A 15,829-nucleotide genomic window follows, 5' to 3' on the forward strand; every position below is an offset into this window, starting at 1 on the left:
AGTAGGGCTAGCTTGGTAAATCCTCTAACGAGAAATTTAGAATTAGGTATTTGCTGATTGGTAACCCCTCAATTAACCAAAAAATCCAAACCTAAAAATTAGGAAGTGAAAATAATTCTTCGGATAGGGCTAGCAAAAATCAGCTGGCTGAGACTTAGTCGAACATTAAGAAAAGTTCGATCAGTTTCTCCACAGAAAAAAGCAAAAGCCTGTCTCTGCTTACCAAGAATCAAACGCAATCGCTTGAAGTGCGGCGTTTTCTAGAGGCCCGGCTAGCATTCGGGCATTGATAAACACTGCAATTTAATAGAATACACTAAAGCGCTCCTTAAAAGTTCCTCTTTTTGCTGCCAGACTATATAAAGAAAGTGATTTAATTTGAAAATGCCTCTATTACTATCTGGTAAGAAATTTCGCAATGATCTTGAGGCTGAAGGTTGTCTTGCAATAAATGCACCATTAGAGGGTGGTTCCGAAACCAGACTATTAAGACGCCTTAAAGCTTCTGGATATAGGACTCAAATCATGTCTGTTAGAGGATTTGGCGACCCAGAAGTATTTCTATTAAACCTTCATGGGATTCGACCGCCTCATTTGGGTCATCAAAATATAGGCAGAAATGGAGCCGTAGGAGAAGTGCAACAAGTCATACCTCAAGTTAATGAATTACTTGCAGAAAACAAAAATGTGGTTTTGTGGTTACTCGAAGGGCAAGTCTTATCACGCTCCGAATTGCTCTCTCTATGTAATGTATGTGAAAACGAACCAAGGCTGAAAATAGTTGTCGAAATGGGTGGTTCCCGAGCACTTAAATGGCAATCCATGAGAAGCTTCCTCCAATAAAATGCGTTAAAAGTCTTTTGGATCAAGTGAATTGTTCCAATGAAATTGCCTTACACAGAGGTACTTGGGTAAAGCTAATTTGTGGTGCCAGTAATGAAGATCTACCTTCTATTACTGATTTATGTGCTATTTACGCAGCAGCAGGGGTCCACTGTGTAGATGTATCCGCTGATATAGCCGTTGCCACTGCTGCAAGAGAAGGACTTCAATGGGCTGCCTCTAATCTAGGGAAAAATCCTTGGTTAATGATTTCCGTAAGCGATGGAAAAGATATTCATTTTAGAAAAGCTTATTTTGATCCCAAAAAATGCCCAGAAAAATGTTCTAAGCCCTGTTTAAAAGTTTGCCCTGCTGATGCAATTAGTGAAAATATGGGTGTTCTTAAAAATCGATGTTATGGATGTGGTCGTTGCTTACCAGTATGTCCACTAGAAATAATCAAGGAAGAGAATAATTTCCTGAAAATTGAAGATTTTGGAATAGTTATTCAGCAAATCAAACCAGATGCAATTGAAATTCATACTGCTCCTGGTCGAATACAGGAATTTACAAATTCTGTAAGAGAAATAGTTGATTCTAAAGTTGAGTTAAAAAGAATTGCTATTAGTTGTGGACTGGAAGGTCATGGAATCACTAAAGATGAATTATCAAAAGAACTCTGGTCTCGCTATCAATGTTTACGTCATTACAAGCAAAAACTTATTTGGCAACTGGATGGTCGACCAATGAGTGGAGATTTAGGATTGGGGACTGCAAAAGCAGCAGTATTGCTATTAGAAAAAATGCAATCGATCGTTCCACCTGGTCCTCTTCAGCTTGCTGGCGGAACGAATGAAAAAACTATTCATTACTTAACAAAAAATCACTGCGTAGCAGGAGTTGCATTTGGTGGAATGGCTAGAAAATTAATACAACCTTTCTTAATAGAAGCAAAAAAGCAAAATAAAAAACTAATCGACAATCCAAAAGAATTCCATAGAGCCCTCAAACTGGCGAGATTCCTTATCCAACCATGGTTGGATAAGGAATCTCAGGTAAGTGATTAACACATTAAAGAGCCTCAAAACTGCTTAAAAAGATTGATCTGAACAATGTGAATCACAATCCTTGAAGTCGTGAGATGAACTTCGTTAGTCCACAATGTGCAATTATTTTGTATAAGTAAAGAGTCCTTTCTAAGGACGCAACCTCAATGGGGCGTCGCCAAGCGGTAAGGCACCGGGTTTTGGTCTCGGCATTCCTAGGTTCGAATCCTAGCGCCCCAGTTTTAAAATCATTTCGTGAAAACAAAGCCAATTATAGTTTTCGACTTTGATGGAGTCATCATTGACGGTATTGTTGAATACTGGAGCAGCTCTAGACAAGCTTGTTTAGATTTAATAAAAAAAGAGCCTAATACTAAAGACTTACCTATAGAAGTACCTGATGCTTTTAAACAACTACGGCCTTGGGTAAAAGATGGTTGGGAAATGGTTCTTTTAGCAGCAGAGTTGATAAGAACAGGGATTGATCTCAATAATCCAATAAAATTTGCAGCTGCATATGAGGAGAATTGTCAAAAAGCTCTCCAAAGCTGGGGATGGGAACAAGAGCAATTGCAACTCGCACTAGATAATGTCCGACATCGAGCTATTAGTACTAACAGAGCAGAGTGGTTAAAGAGTCACAAACCATTTTCAGGAGTAGTGGAAAGACTTAATCGATTCAAGTACGAGAACACAGATTGGGCAGTATTAACTACTAAAAGTGCTGAATTTACATCCGAGTTACTAACCAGTTTAAATCTTTATCCCACATTTTTATATGGTCACGAATCAGGCAAAAAAGCTGACATATTACTGAAAATTTCTAAAAATCGTTTAATTAAAGGATTTATAGAAGATCGCAAAGCTACTCTGCAGACAGTATTAAATACACCTGGATTAAGCACAATCCCCTGTTATCTTGCGAGCTGGGGTTATCTCAAGCCTAACGATCACAAAAATATTCCCTTAGGAATTCGTTTATTAAAACCAGAAGATTTAATGTCCCCATTAGCAGAATGGCCTTGACTCCTTGGCGTACGTGTGTACTAATAGCAAAAGAAGTGCCTGCTCTTGATTTTTAATCCATTCGAACTTGCAGCAACTTTCCCTTTAACTCACACAAATAATCAAAATGTCAGTCGAAATCAAGCCAGGTCAATCATTAGCTTCATCCAATAATCCAAATAAGACACAATCTGGAGAACGAGAGAAAGCACTCAGCCTTGTACTAGGACAAATAGAAAGGAATTTTGGTAAGGGCTCAATCATGCGACTGGGAGATGCCTCCAAAATGCGCGTGGAAACAATCTCAACGGGAGCACTAACCCTTGACCTTGCACTAGGCGGAGGTTACCCAAAGGGAAGAGTCGTAGAAGTATATGGGCCAGAAAGCTCAGGCAAAACAACACTCACATTGCACGCAATCGCAGAAGTACAGAAACGTGGCGGAGTGGCAGCCTTCGTAGACGCAGAGCATGCACTAGATCCTGTTTATGCTGCCTCTCTAGGTGTTGACATTGAGAATCTCCTTGTATCACAACCAGATACAGGAGAGATGGCTTTGGAAATTGTAGATCAACTAATTCGATCCTCAGCTGTCGATCTTGTTGTTGTTGACTCTGTTGCCGCACTGACTCCTCGATCAGAAATCGAAGGGGAAATGGGAGATCATGCAGTAGGCAGCCAAGCGAGATTAATGAGTCAAGCAATGCGAAAGATTACTGGTAATATTGGAAAATCAGGATGCACAGTAATCTTTCTAAATCAATTACGTCTTAAGATAGGTGTGACATACGGCAATCCCGAGACAACTACAGGTGGAAATGCTCTTAAGTTTTATGCCTCAGTTCGCCTCGACATACGTAGAATTCAAACCCTTAAACGGGGGACAGAGGAGTATGGAATACGTGCAAAAGTAAAAGTTGCAAAGAACAAGATTGCGCCTCCATTTCGAATTGCAGAATTTGATATTCTTTTTGGAAAGGGAATCAGCACATTAGGATGTCTGCTTGATATGGCAGAAGAAACAAATATTGTCACTCGCAAAGGCGCTTGGTATAGCTATGAAGGAGATAACATTGGTCAAGGCCGAGACAATACAATTATTTGGCTTGAAGAAAATGCAGAAGCAAAAGATAAAATAGAAAGATTAGTCCGCCAAAAGCTAACTGAAGGGTCTGAGGTTAGCGCTAATTCAATGCGACCTTTAGCAACAGCAGCCCGTGCAACAAGCACAACCCCTGTAATGAGAAAAGCGTCTAATGCTGCTTAATCAAAATTCATCAACGCAAGTCGGCAGGAATCCACCACCCTGCAGCAGGTCCTAGAATACGAACAACTACCCATACCAAAACCAAGATACCTATTCCAACCCACCCTCCTTTAATAGTGAGGTCAATAAACTGTTCCCTTTGCCTCTGGGTAATTGGTAGCCATTCAATAATTCGAGAAGATTCCTCTTCTTTACTCTTCTTTATTGTCTTAACTTTACGTGGTCCAAGATTCTCTTGGGCTCGACGACGAGCTTCTCCCATATTGATCTCTTAAAGCTAAGAACTAGTCTAGGAAATCACAGGTAAAAAACTCAATCTGGTAAAAGATGATTTACAGGGATCCATGGTTCTAGGGCATAGAAAACTTTATTTCCCCAAGACCTGGAACGCAAACGTCCATCCAAAATCGCAATTCTTCCGTTGTTTTGCCGAATAGGGAGAACCAAGACGGGCAAGAGCCTTAATAAGTCGGGTAAAAGTAAATCTCTAAACCAATCCAGACCTTGTTTCTTATATGATTCAACTCTGGCAGCAGTTAGAGGGGATTCCAAACTACTAATTGGCAATAAGGCAATGATCAACTGTTCTGGTGGGGGAAGCTTATCAGCAAAGGCAAGCCACCATTCTGAATTACAACAAATCACACCATTAGATGAAGGATTAGCAGATTGAAGACTGACTCTTTTACCAAATTCGGCAGCCAGCTGAGAAGTTAATTGCCTCAGCAATTGATTATCATCTAATAAAAGAACTGTTAATCCTTGCCTACCCAAAACCAGACGCCTACATTGATCCAATAGATGCTCCCCAAAACATTCAGCATTAGGCAAAGGTTGTCTAAAAGGAACAAATAATTTTACTGGTTCTTGATGAATGGGGCCTCCTAATTTGACATTGACATCAAGGATCTCTTTAAAAGATTCAAATTCTGCATGGAGTGCTCCATTAAGCATAATAAATGAATTATCAATAAAAAGTTGGCGAAGAGTTTGCAATGGTTCCAGGGGTTGCAAGTGCCAAGTCCAATCAAGAAGTTTATGGTCAAGTTCAGCCCAACTAGCCCATCCTTGAGATGTGGCATCCAAAACAGCACTCCATAATTCAGGAGGCTGTGGAAATATTCCTAATAAATCTCTTAATTCAAGAATGTCTTTAATATCAACTCTTATAAGTGCATTAGGTCGAATAGCCTCTGAAAAGAATTTCAGACTTAAGCGATCATGTAAATTAATTAGTGAAGATGAAGCGGAAGGATATGCCCTACTTAAAGAGGTCCAATCAGAAGAATTAACTTTAATAGACATCGCTTCTCTTAAACGAGAACTAAAGCGTTCTGCTTCAAGAATTATCAATTGTTTTGAACGAAAAAAACCATGGCGATATGCACTAATCCAATCCAGATAATCAAGAACCCAAACTTTGTCATCGATAGGGGGCTCTTTCCCTTCCCAAACAGGAAGATTCAAGCCCACTGTTCTTAATCTTGGGATTTCAACTTCAAATAATCTGCGTCTTTGAGTTGGTGTCACTACTAAAACAGCACCACAGCTTTTTAAAGCAAGCGGAATCAGAACACCAAGCCAATAATCATACTGATTAGCTATTTCAAACTGAAATATTGATTTATCTCTTCGGCGCAAGCTACGTGCCATAAGCCTGCTCAGAGTTAAATTGTGTGGCCATAGTAAAGAATCTGTCTTTAAAAGATTCTTCAAATAATTATGAGCATATACCTCAATCATGTGCTGATATTAACTGATCAAGAAAAATTCAGTCCTATATTGAGAAGGATATGCAAACGATGAAGGAGGACTAAGAAAATTAATGAAATTACATCGTGTTGGCATTGTTGGGCTTGGTCTAATTGGTGGATCAATAGGCTTAGATCTTCAGCAAATGGGCTATGAGGTTTGTGGCTTAGTACACCGAAAGACAACTGAAAAAAGGGCAAAAGAAAGAGGACTTGCTCAAGTGATAAGTACAGAAGTAAATGTTATTGAAAATTGCTCAATTATCATTCTTGCATTGCCATTATCACAACTGGTGAATCCAGAGCAGAGTTTAGTTGATGCCCTGCCACGTAATGCTGTTGTTACCGATGTAGGGTCTGTAAAAAAACCAATAATAGATATATGGGAAAAATTACATCCTAATTTCGTTGCTAGTCATCCCATGACTGGAACAATTGAAACTGGAGTAGAAGCTGGCAAAAACAAATTGTTTAATGGACGTACATGGATAACTACACCAACGAACAGAACCCAATTGGAAGCATTAGAAACAATAAAGCAAGTAGCAACTGATCTAGGTAGTCAGTGGGTTACCACAGATCCTGAAACTCATGATCAAGCAGTGGCTTTAATCTCTCATTTGCCAGTATTTGTTAGTGCTGCATTACTTCAAACTGCTGGAAAAGAAGAAATTAATAAATCAATCACACTAGCAAAAAGAATTGCCTCAAGTGGCTTCAAAGATACAACGCGCGTGGGAGGTGGTAATCCCGATCTAGGAATGGGAATGGCAATGCACAATAAATCAGCTCTATTGAATGCAATGAAGTCTTACCGCTCATCATTTGACAAGCTAGAAGCGATTATTCGAAAAGATGAATGGGGCAAATTAAAAGAAGAATTGCTCGAAACTCAAGAAAGTAGACCTGATTTTCTTTAAACGAAAAATTATTTTATTAAAGTAAATAACCGGCCATGGTCAAAAGCTAACTGTCGGCATGCCATCACAGCAGATTGACTTACTCCTGCTGTCCCTTCCCCTGGGTAAATGGAATCACCACATAACCATAAACCTTCTAGAGGAGTTCGACTGGATAATCCAAAAGGTCCAAAGGTTGTAGGAGTCTGGCCCAATCCACCTACAATGCCCTGTGGACGACCTGTCCATTTAGCAAAGCTTCTTGGAGTAGCTAATTCCTTGTGCAGCCAGCTCTGAGAATCAATGGAAAATTCAATATTGAGAGTTTCTACAATCTTCTTTAAAGCTAAATGTTTAGATTGTCGATATTGAACTTCATTAAAAGAATTCCAGGATAAAACATCAGTAAAAGCACTTGCAATAACAGTTGCTTGACCAAAAGGAGCACGACCATCTCCATCATGACTAACAGAAAGAAATAATGAACCTATCTGGTCTACTACCAACTGTATATGACCTGAGAAATTATCAGGAAGATTACTTCTATTAATTGCACCAAAAAACACAATGGCACCACTAGGTTTAGGTAGTGTCTCTAAAGTATGCCTATAATTCGTAGGTAAATTACTCCAATTGGATATTAAAGTTAAAAGAGATTGAGGAGGAAGAGTAAATATCACATCAGATGTTTGAAATTGTAATGAGACATTTTTACTCTTTATTACATCAATATTCCAACAATTCCTTTGATAATCTTTCTGCAAGCCAACTACCTTATGTCCTAAATAAACATTCCCTCCATCTCTACGCAAGCACGCGAGTAAAGAATCACTAAGCTTCTGCATAGATCCTTGAAGATGCCATAAACCCAATGGAGCCTGTGCCATCTGCAAAACCGTTGCACCATACAACGCAGATGTTTGATTACTTGGCTTTTGGGAATAAAGTTTTAATTGACAATCAAGAAAGTTTCTTAATCGTTGATCCTGATTACATGAACAAACCCAAAGTAAATCTTCAATAGATGACAAACTGAAAAGTCCTGTTAAAACATTTATTGACCGGCTGGCAGAAATAAACTGCTTGAAATCCCATAGATTTCTTACAGGCAAAATAGGCTCTGCGCCAGTAAATGCCCAATTACTACGATGCAATTGACGACATAAAGACCAAAAACGATCACTTCCAGGAAAATGTTTTTTACACTCTTCTTTCCATTTATATGGATCATGCCAAAGAGAGATTGGTTCATTACCATCACGAAGATCCACAATGCATGCTGGATCTAGAATCTCAGCAACAGGTAAAGGACACTTAAGATGCCGGAATATCCGCTCATGAATACCACCTTTTTCAAAACCCGCAACTTGAGTAGCGCCTACATCAAATACATAAGGTCCTCTAGTAAAGGTTCCTGCGCAACCTCCTGGCTGAATATGTGACTCAAGCAAAGTAACCTTGTAGCCTTCATGTGCTAGTAATGCTCCTGCAGTTAAACCAGCAATTCCTCCACCTATGACAATTACTGATTGCTCAATCATATAAATAGCTATGCGAAGACAAACGACATGCAAATGAATCTCCTAGAAAAAATCTTAAGTCAAAAAGGACCTCTTTATGGGGAAAAAGTGAGCGCTGTTAAACCAGTACATGGAGGATGTATTCATAATGCCTGGAAAATAACTTTAGAGAGTGGCAGAGAAGTTTTTGTAAAAACTTCACCTAGCAAATGTTTCAAGATGCTTGAATTCGAAGCTCAAGGTCTTAATGCAATAAACCAAAAGATAAACAAAGATTTTTTAATAGTTCCAAAACCATTCTCTGTTGAAATACTTGATAATACTGCGATCTTATTAATGCCTTGGTTGGATTTACAGCAAGGTGATGAAAGAAAATTAGGACAAGGTCTTGCAATACTGCACAAGCATTCAACAGACAATAATGAAAACCGTTTTGGATGGGATACTGATGGGTTTATTGGATACAGTCCTCAGCTGGGTGGCTGGAGTGAAAGCTGGGGTGAATTCTTTGTAAATATGAGATTAGGGCCTCAAATCAAAATGGCAAATAAATGGGGTTTTAATTGCATCAACAAAGAGATATATCCAAAATTAATTCAATATTTAGAAAGACATAATCCAATGCCATCATTAGTTCATGGAGATTTATGGAAAGGTAATTGTGCTATTCACAAAAATGGAAAAGGGATCATTTTCGATCCTGCTGTGTGGTTCGCAGATAGAGAGGTAGATATTGCAATGACACACCTTTTTGGTGGTTTCTCTAACTCCTTTTATGAAGGATACGAAGAGATATGGAAACTACCTGATGACAACAAAGAGCGAATTGATATATATAATTTGTACCATTTACTAAATCACGCAAACCTATTTGGTGGAAATTATAAAGAAAGCTGCTTTTTAAGCTTGAGAAAAATTAAGAAATTTCTAGATAAAAGATTTTTTTAATCTAGATATTCTTTTCTAATATTTTGCACTTTTTCAAGTACTGCATTACGCTTCTCACTTGTTGTCAAGTTTTGCCAGCTCCATTGGCCAACTACAACTATTCCCAACAGTTCTAACAAGCCTGGCAAGAGTGGGAAAAAGTTTACAGTATCAACTACTACTTTGATAAGGATCTGGGCAATAATTACAACTGCAATAATGCCTGCAGCCTTACCGTATTTACCCATTTGAGACCAATCAACTTTACCAAGCACTTCATTGGCTTGGCCCATAAAGTCATTAGCACGATCTGAAATAGTTGGCCCAGAGGGAGCCGCTTCAGTAGCATTCGAGTCTTGATTTGACTCAGGACTTTCACTCATTACCAATTGATTACAATTGAATATTAAGTTGAGTGTATCTAAATAATCTTTTAAGTGCCAACATTCATTGAGAGATAATGCCGAACCCTGATGGAGAGAGGACCGAACCATCGAAAGAAACTCCTCATCCAAAGCATGTTGAATTTCATAAAGAAACAGAACAAATTCTTAAAGGGACTTTATTTGCTGTAACACCTCAAGAAGGGTGCGCGATATTGATAGGCAAATTAAAAGAATTATCAAGTAAAAGAAATACAGCTGTTTTTCAAATCCAATTAATTTGGCCATGTTGTAACGTATGGACTAAAAAAATTGAGAACCAACTTTGTGCTTCTTTAAATATAGAAGACAATGTAGAAAAGGAATTATCGAGAGTGAACAGGTTTGCATTAGACCCGTATGAACAAATTGCCGCCCAAAAATGGGCTCGTACTAAAAACTTAAAAGTTTTAGGGATTGCTCACTCTCACCCTTTTGGGTCAGCCAAGCCTTCAAAAATTGATCTTTCTATGAATTTCTTACCTAATTTAATGATTATCTTAAGTGGAGACAAGACAATGCGAGGATGGTGGCTTAACAAACCAAAAAGCAAACCTATAGAAATACCTATAAAGTTGAAGGAAGTTGAACCAATGTTTTTTTAATAGTTTAATCAAACAATGAATTTGCAAAATAAAGAGAGCTTCAAATTAAATTCAGATGAACTAGAAAGATTTGCAAGGCATCTTGTATTACCAGAAATAGGTGAAAGTGGTCAACAAAAACTTAAAAATAGTTCTGTAATTTGTATAGGTTCTGGAGGGCTTGGATCATCACTTCTGCTTTACCTTGCAGGAGCTGGTATTGGCAATATTGGAATTGTTGACTCTGACATAGTGGAGAAATCAAATCTCCAAAGACAAATTATCCATAGCACAAGTTCCATTGGTCAGCTAAAAATAATCTCTGCTAAATCGAGAATTTTAGGAATCAATCCTAATTGTAATGTTCAGATCTTCGATACACTTCTCACTGATAAAAATGCATTGGAAATCATTAATCAATTTGATGTTATATGCGATTGCACCGACAATTTTGAAAGCAGATATTTAGTAAATGATGTTAGCACTATTCTAGGCAAGCCTAATGTATATGGAGCAATTGCTCGTTTCGAGGGGCAATCAACAGTTTTCAACCTCAACAAAAATAGTCCTAATTTCAGAGATCTAATACCTATTCCACCACCTAAAGATTTGCTTCCATCATGCTCAGAAGCAGGCGTACTCGGAATACTTCCTGGGATAATAGGGATTATTCAAGCTACAGAATCTATTAAAATAATTACTGGAATAGGGGAGATATTAGATGGCAGAGTTCTGGTTTTTGATGCTCTAAGAATGAAATTTAAAGAGCTTTCATTAAAGAAAAACAAAAGCAATCCTACTATAAAGAAATTAAGTAATTATAAGAATATATATACTCAAAAAAACAATGTTCAATCTTCCATAAAAAATATTTCTGTACAGCAACTAAAGAATCTAATTGATAACAATAATTCTGATATATTACTTTTAGATGTAAGAACGTTAGTGGAAAATAAAATTCAATCGATTTCTAGTTCAATATTAATTCCACTCGAGAATCTCACGAATAAAGAAGATATAGAAAAGATCAATAATATAGCCCTAAAGAAAACAGTATACGTTCATTGTAAGTCTGGCTCTAGGTCAGTTAAAGCAATCGAAATCTTAGGCAAGCATGGTATTCAAGCAATAAATGTTCTTGGAGGTATTGACGCTTGGAATAAAGCTGGTTTTCAAATGAAAAGCTCAATCTAATAATCGACACCTCTTTTTAATTCAATACCCTTCTCTGCATAATGCTTATGACAAACCATCTCTGAATGTACGCTTGCGAGATCAAAATAAGGTGGATTGTTCTTACATCGACCTGTAATAATAACCTCCGTTTCAGAAGGTTTTCTAATCAAAGTTTCAACAATCGGTTCCACTGGGAGCAGCTCTAAATCAACAGTAGGGTTTAACTCATCAAGGATTACTGTTTTGTATAGCCCACTCGCAATTGCCGCTCTAGCAATCTCCCAAGCACGTTCTGCCTCAACATAATCAATGGGTTGCTGCTGCCCTCGCCAAACAATTGCATCTCTTCCTGAACGCAAGTGATCTACTAAGTGCGGGTAACTCTCACGAAGAGCAGCAATTGCTGCATCCTCTGTATAACCATCACCACCTTTAAGCCATTGTAAAATCAACACGCGATGACTTTTATCTTGGCTAATCCCTTTACCAATAGCTTGCAATGCCTTCCCCAAAGCACTGGTAGATTTACCTTTCCCTTCACCTGTATATATTTCAATGCCACCAGGCACTAGATTTGCATCTTCATCAGATTGATCTGGATTAAATCTGCGATGAGCTCTCATTTCAGAATGCAATTCTGCAACCTTAATAAGTTCAGGAGGGGCAGCACGACCTGTAACGATAATCTCCATACCTTCAGGTCGAGCTGCTATTGCTTGAACTACTTCATCTATAGGTAAAAGGCCAAGTTCTAAAACAGGATTAAGTTCATCAAGGACGACTACGGAATAAAGAGCACTTGCTATAGCCCCTTTTGCAATATCCCATCCACGCTTTGCTTCATTCCGATCAAATTTATTAGATTCTTCAGCAGTAAAAAAATCCGCTCTCCCTGTCCTTACTTGATCAATTAAATGTGGGAAGCCTTTTTGCAAAGCTTCTATAGCTGAATCTTCATCATATGACCTGCCAGGACCTTTAAGAAATCTAAGTAATAAGACTCTAGTTCTACGTTGTTCACAAATTCCCAAACCAATAGTTCTGAGAACAACACCTAATGCTGCCTGACTTTTACCTTTTCCATCGCCATCATAAACATGTAATTGACCATGAATTCGTTCATTACTATCAGAAGCAGTAACGATTCCAATAGATCTTTTACCACCTACCTTAGAAGATTTATCCTTTTTCACTGAAGTCTTTAAATCTTGATTTGACTCCATTAAGCAATAAATCCTAATAAGGGTTTAAATAGTCCAACCAATGAAGAAAACTTCAACAATGGTTTAAAACATGATGCTAAAGCTACAAGATCAACTTGCAAAGTCAAACCTTGATCATCTTGATCTTTTAAGAAACTCAATTAAAAGCCTTGAAAAAATCTGTGTTGCCTATTCGGGAGGTGTGGACAGTTCCCTAGTAGCCGCTATAGCAAAAGAACAATTAGGTTCAAATGCTATTGCAATAACAGGCGTATCACCCGCACTTGCTCAGCATCTTCTTGAAGAAGCTCGCTTACAAGCTAAGTGGATTGGAATAGATCATAAAGAATGTAAAACCAATGAACTAAAAGACCCTCATTATAGAAACAATCCAATAGATCGATGCTTTGCATGCAAAAAAGAACTTCATGCACATCTTCTACAAATTGCTTCAAAGTTCTCCAAAGCCCAGGTAATAGATGGAGTCAATGCAGATGATTTAAAAGACTATCGACCAGGTATCCGAGCAGCAAATTTAGCAGGAGTGCGATCTCCTTTGGCAGAGCTAAATATAAACAAAGATTCTATTCGTCAAATTTCAAAAGCCCTGGGTTTTCCATGGTGGGACAAACCCGCTCAACCTTGCCTAGCTTCTCGGTTCACATATGGCGATCCTATAAGTTCAGAACGACTCAAACAAGTAGCCAAAGCTGAAAAATGGTTAATTGATCATGGATATCCTAATGTAAGAGTAAGAATCCAAGGCTTAACAGGTAGGATTGAAGTGCCTTCTTACCAGATTGATGATTTATTGATTAGCTCTAAAAGGAAAGAAATTGTTGATTTTTTCTTATCTATTGGGTTCTCTTCAATTAGCGTAGATCTAGAGGGCTTAGTCAGTGGTAAATTAAATAGAAATACTATTTAACTATAAAGCTGATTTTTCAATAAAAGTAATAAGTTTGTCAGTTAAAACTTTCTATTAAGATGATCAGTTTTGATTGATGTCTCTCTATCAAAGCTCTTCAGAGAATGAGTTGTGGAATCAAACTCTCTAGATAAGAATTCACATGCTTTTTCAGGTAACATCTTATGTCCACAAGTAAATACATCTATTGCTGCATATTGACTTTCGGGCCATGTATGAATCGAAATATGGGATTCCGCTAACAGGGCTAAACCTGTTATTCCTTGAGGTTGAAATCTATGAGTAATCATATTCAGCAGCTTTGCGCCTGCAACCTTTGATGCTGAACTAAGAGTTGTCCTAATATATGGCTCATCATTCAGTTTGCAAGGGTCACATTGGTAAAGCTCAAGAATACAATGCCTACCTATGATTTCACCGGAAGCTTCAAAATTAGATTCCCTCATATTAACTTGATTAGAATGATTCCCGTTAGCACTTGATTCAAGGCACGAAGAAGTTTCTTTCATCTCAAACTTTCACACGATACTTACCTTAACCGACTTCAAGAACTTGATCCTGATGTAATCCTAATTCAAGAATCTGAGATTGCTTTTTCCAATTCCCTTCAAATGCATCCAAATGTGTTGCACTAATTAAACATTGATGATCCTCTCCAACTCCTTCAAGAAGTAAAAACTGTCGCATTGGATCCAATTCAGCAAAAACATCATCCAACACCAGTATAGGAAGATCTTGATATATGGATCCCACTAATTCCAACTCGGCTAATTTCAAAGCCAAAACAAGAGTTCGTTGCTGCCCAGCAGATCCAAACTTCCTTGCTGGAGCACTATTAAGCAAAAAAACGACTTCATCTCGATGAGGACCTACTTTACAAACTCCCAATCTCTCCTCATCATCACGCTGCTTAGCAAGCTGTTTTTCAATAGATAATCTCCAATCCAATTCTTTCTCATCTCCTTCCAAAATACTGCCAGGTAAATATTGCAGTTCCAGCAGCTCTTGCCCCTTACTAAGTCTTTTCTGCCATTTAGCCGCAAGAGGTTGTAAATGATTCAATGCCCTTTTACGGCGGCGATGAATCCTAGTGCTTACAAGTGCCATTTGAGCATCAAAAGCATCTAAAAGAGCATAGTTATCTCTCTGGGAAGACTCTTTCCATTTACGCCAAAGCTGGTTTCTCTGCCGCAACAATCTATTAAATCGTGATATTAGATCGCCATAAATGGGCTCTAATTGCTGAACAACTCTATCCAACCAATTCCGCCGAAGTGATGGTTCACTTCTAACCAAGTTTAAATCAAGTGCGCTAAAGCTTACACATCTAAGTGGTCCTAATAAATCCAATTGACGTGACAAATATTTACCATTGCGATAAGCCTTTCTTCCTCCTTTTTTCCTACACTCCAATGCAAGTTGGTCATCATTACTTGTAATAGCACGAAGCATCGCACTATCTTCATTCCAATAAATTAAATCTTGATCACTGCTAGAGCGGTGGGAACGTAAGGTGCCAAGCAACTCAACCGCCTCTAAAAGGTTTGATTTACCCACACCATTAGGACCTATTACCAAAAGACGTTTTTCCGCTAATGTCAGTTTTAAGCGTCTGTAGCTACGGAAATTAATCAGTTCTAGTTGCTGAAGGATGATCGTACTTGTGGCACCTTTAGCTAAGGTAGCTCTATTGAGACTTTCTTAGTTCTCATGTTGCGGCAAAAAGCCGAATTGTGGGCATGTAGCTCAGTTGGATAGAGCATCAGATTCCGGTTCTGACGGTCGGGGGTTCGAGTCCCTCCATGCTCGTTACTCAAAACAATATTTATTTAAGCCGATAAGCCATACTCCTTATTCCGTTGGGATCAATAATGAATCCTTCATTCTCTAACGCTTTTATTGCAGTTGGCGGTGCCGGCACTGAAACACTACATCCAGGTAATTGCTTTCTAATAATCACAAGGGAATGGTGGATTAATACAGCTAAAAAATTTCGTTGATATTGACCTGGTGCTGCAACCAAATCCCAAAGATTGGCATTTAAACCTTGATCAGTAGTAATACGAACAAAGCCACAAAGCTTCGTGGTCTTCTTGTCAAGAATAGAAAGATTGCAAAAGCTATTTGCCAACGCAAAAGCTAATTTCTTTGAAGAGTAAGTCTGTGAATTGCAACGTAAAAGCAATCTATTAACTTCCTGAGCTGATGGAGCTTTGTTTAACTCCAATATGAAGCCAGGAGGGAGGGTTGAGAGTTTTTGATTTTGGAATGGGAGCACAT

General features: G+C 38.3%; 17 protein-coding genes and 2 tRNA genes. 11 read left to right on the plus strand and 8 right to left on the minus strand.

All coding sequences use genetic code 11. The features are described 5' to 3' along the window. The first annotated feature begins 384 nt into the window (after positions 1-384). The 5 genes from EV07_RS08245 (at position 385) to recA (ending at position 4,140) form a co-directional block, all read left to right on the plus strand. Positions 385-843: an NAD(P)H-quinone oxidoreductase subunit N gene (locus EV07_RS08245; RefSeq protein WP_036919370.1), complete on the plus strand. Its 459-nt coding sequence runs from the start codon at positions 385-387 to the stop codon at positions 841-843. After that, positions 813-1,889, plus strand: a complete 1,077-nt coding sequence (locus tag EV07_RS08250; protein ID WP_052043941.1) for a Light dependent period protein LdpA domain-containing protein — start codon at positions 813-815, stop codon at positions 1,887-1,889. The genes EV07_RS08245 and EV07_RS08250 overlap by 31 nt, the downstream gene beginning before the upstream one ends. 147 nt (positions 1,890-2,036) lie before the next feature. Then, positions 2,037-2,108 (plus strand) — tRNA-Gln (locus EV07_RS08255). 15 nt (positions 2,109-2,123) lie between these two features. Continuing rightward, the gene (locus tag EV07_RS08260) at positions 2,124-2,894 is read left to right on the plus strand and encodes an HAD family hydrolase (RefSeq protein WP_036919373.1); all 771 of its coding nucleotides are present in this window, start codon (positions 2,124-2,126) and stop codon (positions 2,892-2,894) included. 106 nt (positions 2,895-3,000) lie between these two features. Further along, a complete protein-coding gene (recA, locus tag EV07_RS08265; protein WP_036919375.1) occupies positions 3,001-4,140 on the plus strand; it encodes a recombinase RecA in 1,140 nt (379 codons plus the stop codon). A gap of 10 nt (positions 4,141-4,150) precedes the next feature. Here recA and EV07_RS08270 read toward each other — a convergent pair whose 3' ends face one another. Next, entirely contained in the window at positions 4,151-4,402 is a 252-nt protein-coding gene (locus EV07_RS08270) for a DUF2839 domain-containing protein (RefSeq protein WP_036919376.1), read from the minus strand. 50 nt (positions 4,403-4,452) lie between these two features. After that, on the minus strand, positions 4,453-5,793 hold the full coding sequence (locus EV07_RS08275) for a helicase (RefSeq protein WP_241434037.1): 1,341 nt from the start codon (positions 5,791-5,793) through the stop codon (positions 4,453-4,455). A 172-nt stretch (positions 5,794-5,965) separates the two neighbouring features. Between EV07_RS08275 and EV07_RS08280 the strand changes: the two genes are divergently transcribed. Next, positions 5,966-6,811 (plus strand): prephenate/arogenate dehydrogenase, encoded by an 846-nt coding sequence (locus EV07_RS08280; protein ID WP_036919381.1) that lies wholly within the window; start codon positions 5,966-5,968, stop codon positions 6,809-6,811. Positions 6,812-6,819: 8 nt separating this feature from the next. Here the strand turns inward: EV07_RS08280 and crtD are convergent, their stop codons facing one another. Then, positions 6,820-8,331, minus strand: coding sequence for a C-3',4' desaturase CrtD (gene crtD, locus EV07_RS08285; RefSeq protein WP_036919785.1), 1,512 nt, complete (start codon positions 8,329-8,331; stop codon positions 6,820-6,822). A 33-nt stretch (positions 8,332-8,364) separates the two neighbouring features. Between crtD and EV07_RS08290 the strand changes: the two genes are divergently transcribed. Further along, complete coding sequence (locus EV07_RS08290; protein ID WP_241434038.1) at positions 8,365-9,258, plus strand: fructosamine kinase family protein; 894 nt, start codon at positions 8,365-8,367, stop codon at positions 9,256-9,258. On the opposite strand, the gene EV07_RS08295 is transcribed toward EV07_RS08290, so the two are convergent. Beyond that, positions 9,255-9,620 carry a CAAD domain-containing protein gene (locus tag EV07_RS08295; RefSeq protein ID WP_036919384.1) on the minus strand — a complete coding sequence of 122 codons (366 nt, stop codon included), beginning with the start codon at positions 9,618-9,620 and terminating at the stop codon, positions 9,255-9,257. The genes EV07_RS08290 and EV07_RS08295 overlap by 4 nt on opposite strands. A 77-nt stretch (positions 9,621-9,697) precedes the next feature. Here EV07_RS08295 and EV07_RS08300 point away from each other — a divergent pair, with 77 nt between their 5' ends. Continuing rightward, complete coding sequence (locus EV07_RS08300) at positions 9,698-10,264, plus strand: M67 family metallopeptidase (RefSeq protein ID WP_052043940.1); 567 nt, start codon at positions 9,698-9,700, stop codon at positions 10,262-10,264. Between the two features lie 15 nt (positions 10,265-10,279). Next, positions 10,280-11,437 carry a molybdopterin-synthase adenylyltransferase MoeB gene (gene moeB, locus EV07_RS08305; RefSeq protein ID WP_036919387.1) on the plus strand — a complete coding sequence of 386 codons (1,158 nt, stop codon included), beginning with the start codon at positions 10,280-10,282 and terminating at the stop codon, positions 11,435-11,437. Here moeB and EV07_RS08310 read toward each other — a convergent pair. Next, positions 11,434-12,642, minus strand: coding sequence for a cob(I)yrinic acid a,c-diamide adenosyltransferase (locus EV07_RS08310; protein ID WP_081936973.1), 1,209 nt, complete (start codon positions 12,640-12,642; stop codon positions 11,434-11,436). The two genes, moeB and EV07_RS08310, sit on opposite strands and share 4 nt — an antisense overlap. A gap of 73 nt (positions 12,643-12,715) precedes the next feature. Here EV07_RS08310 and larE point away from each other — a divergent pair, with 73 nt between their 5' ends. Continuing rightward, the gene (larE, locus tag EV07_RS08315) at positions 12,716-13,549 is read left to right on the plus strand and encodes an ATP-dependent sacrificial sulfur transferase LarE (protein ID WP_152557649.1); all 834 of its coding nucleotides are present in this window, start codon (positions 12,716-12,718) and stop codon (positions 13,547-13,549) included. 41 nt (positions 13,550-13,590) lie between these two features. Here larE and speD read toward each other — a convergent pair whose 3' ends face one another. Together speD and recF are read right to left on the minus strand one after the other, a co-directional pair. Further along, the gene (gene speD / locus EV07_RS08320) at positions 13,591-13,995 is read right to left on the minus strand and encodes an adenosylmethionine decarboxylase (RefSeq protein WP_342626395.1); all 405 of its coding nucleotides are present in this window, start codon (positions 13,993-13,995) and stop codon (positions 13,591-13,593) included. Between the two features lie 88 nt (positions 13,996-14,083). After that, the gene (gene recF, locus EV07_RS08325; protein WP_072013346.1) at positions 14,084-15,202 is read right to left on the minus strand and encodes a DNA replication/repair protein RecF; all 1,119 of its coding nucleotides are present in this window, start codon (positions 15,200-15,202) and stop codon (positions 14,084-14,086) included. Positions 15,203-15,284: 82 nt separating this feature from the next. Here recF and EV07_RS08330 point away from each other — a divergent pair. Next, a tRNA-Arg gene (locus EV07_RS08330) sits at positions 15,285-15,358 on the plus strand. Between the two features lie 16 nt (positions 15,359-15,374). Here the strand turns inward: EV07_RS08330 and EV07_RS08335 are convergent. Continuing rightward, positions 15,375-15,827, minus strand: a complete 453-nt coding sequence (locus EV07_RS08335; RefSeq protein WP_036919397.1) for a hypothetical protein — start codon at positions 15,825-15,827, stop codon at positions 15,375-15,377. Positions 15,828-15,829: the final 2 nt, after the last annotated feature.

It is taken from the genome of Prochlorococcus sp. MIT 0603 (assembly GCF_000760215.1).
In the GTDB taxonomy this organism is placed as follows: domain Bacteria; phylum Cyanobacteriota; class Cyanobacteriia; order PCC-6307; family Cyanobiaceae; genus Prochlorococcus_E.

Coding starts and splice junctions, on each gene's coding strand:
- EV07_RS08245 (WP_036919370.1), top strand. CDS start 385: ATGCCTCTATTACTATCTGGTAAGAAATTTCGCAATGATCTTGAGGCT.
- EV07_RS08250 (WP_052043941.1), top strand. CDS start 813: ATGGCAATCCATGAGAAGCTTCCTCCAATAAAATGCGTTAAAAGTCTT.
- recA (WP_036919375.1), top strand. CDS start 3,001: ATGTCAGTCGAAATCAAGCCAGGTCAATCATTAGCTTCATCCAATAAT.
- EV07_RS08270 (WP_036919376.1), bottom strand. CDS start 4,402: ATGGGAGAAGCTCGTCGTCGAGCCCAAGAGAATCTTGGACCACGTAAA.
- EV07_RS08275 (WP_241434037.1), bottom strand. CDS start 5,793: ATGGCACGTAGCTTGCGCCGAAGAGATAAATCAATATTTCAGTTTGAA.
- EV07_RS08280 (WP_036919381.1), top strand. CDS start 5,966: ATGAAATTACATCGTGTTGGCATTGTTGGGCTTGGTCTAATTGGTGGA.
- crtD (WP_036919785.1), bottom strand. CDS start 8,331: ATGATTGAGCAATCAGTAATTGTCATAGGTGGAGGAATTGCTGGTTTA.
- EV07_RS08290 (WP_241434038.1), top strand. CDS start 8,365: ATGAATCTCCTAGAAAAAATCTTAAGTCAAAAAGGACCTCTTTATGGG.
- EV07_RS08295 (WP_036919384.1), bottom strand. CDS start 9,620: ATGAGTGAAAGTCCTGAGTCAAATCAAGACTCGAATGCTACTGAAGCG.
- EV07_RS08300 (WP_052043940.1), top strand. CDS start 9,698: ATGCCGAACCCTGATGGAGAGAGGACCGAACCATCGAAAGAAACTCCT.
- moeB (WP_036919387.1), top strand. CDS start 10,280: ATGAATTTGCAAAATAAAGAGAGCTTCAAATTAAATTCAGATGAACTA.
- EV07_RS08310 (WP_081936973.1), bottom strand. CDS start 12,642: ATGGAGTCAAATCAAGATTTAAAGACTTCAGTGAAAAAGGATAAATCT.
- larE (WP_152557649.1), top strand. CDS start 12,716: ATGCTAAAGCTACAAGATCAACTTGCAAAGTCAAACCTTGATCATCTT.
- speD (WP_342626395.1), bottom strand. CDS start 13,995: ATGAGGGAATCTAATTTTGAAGCTTCCGGTGAAATCATAGGTAGGCAT.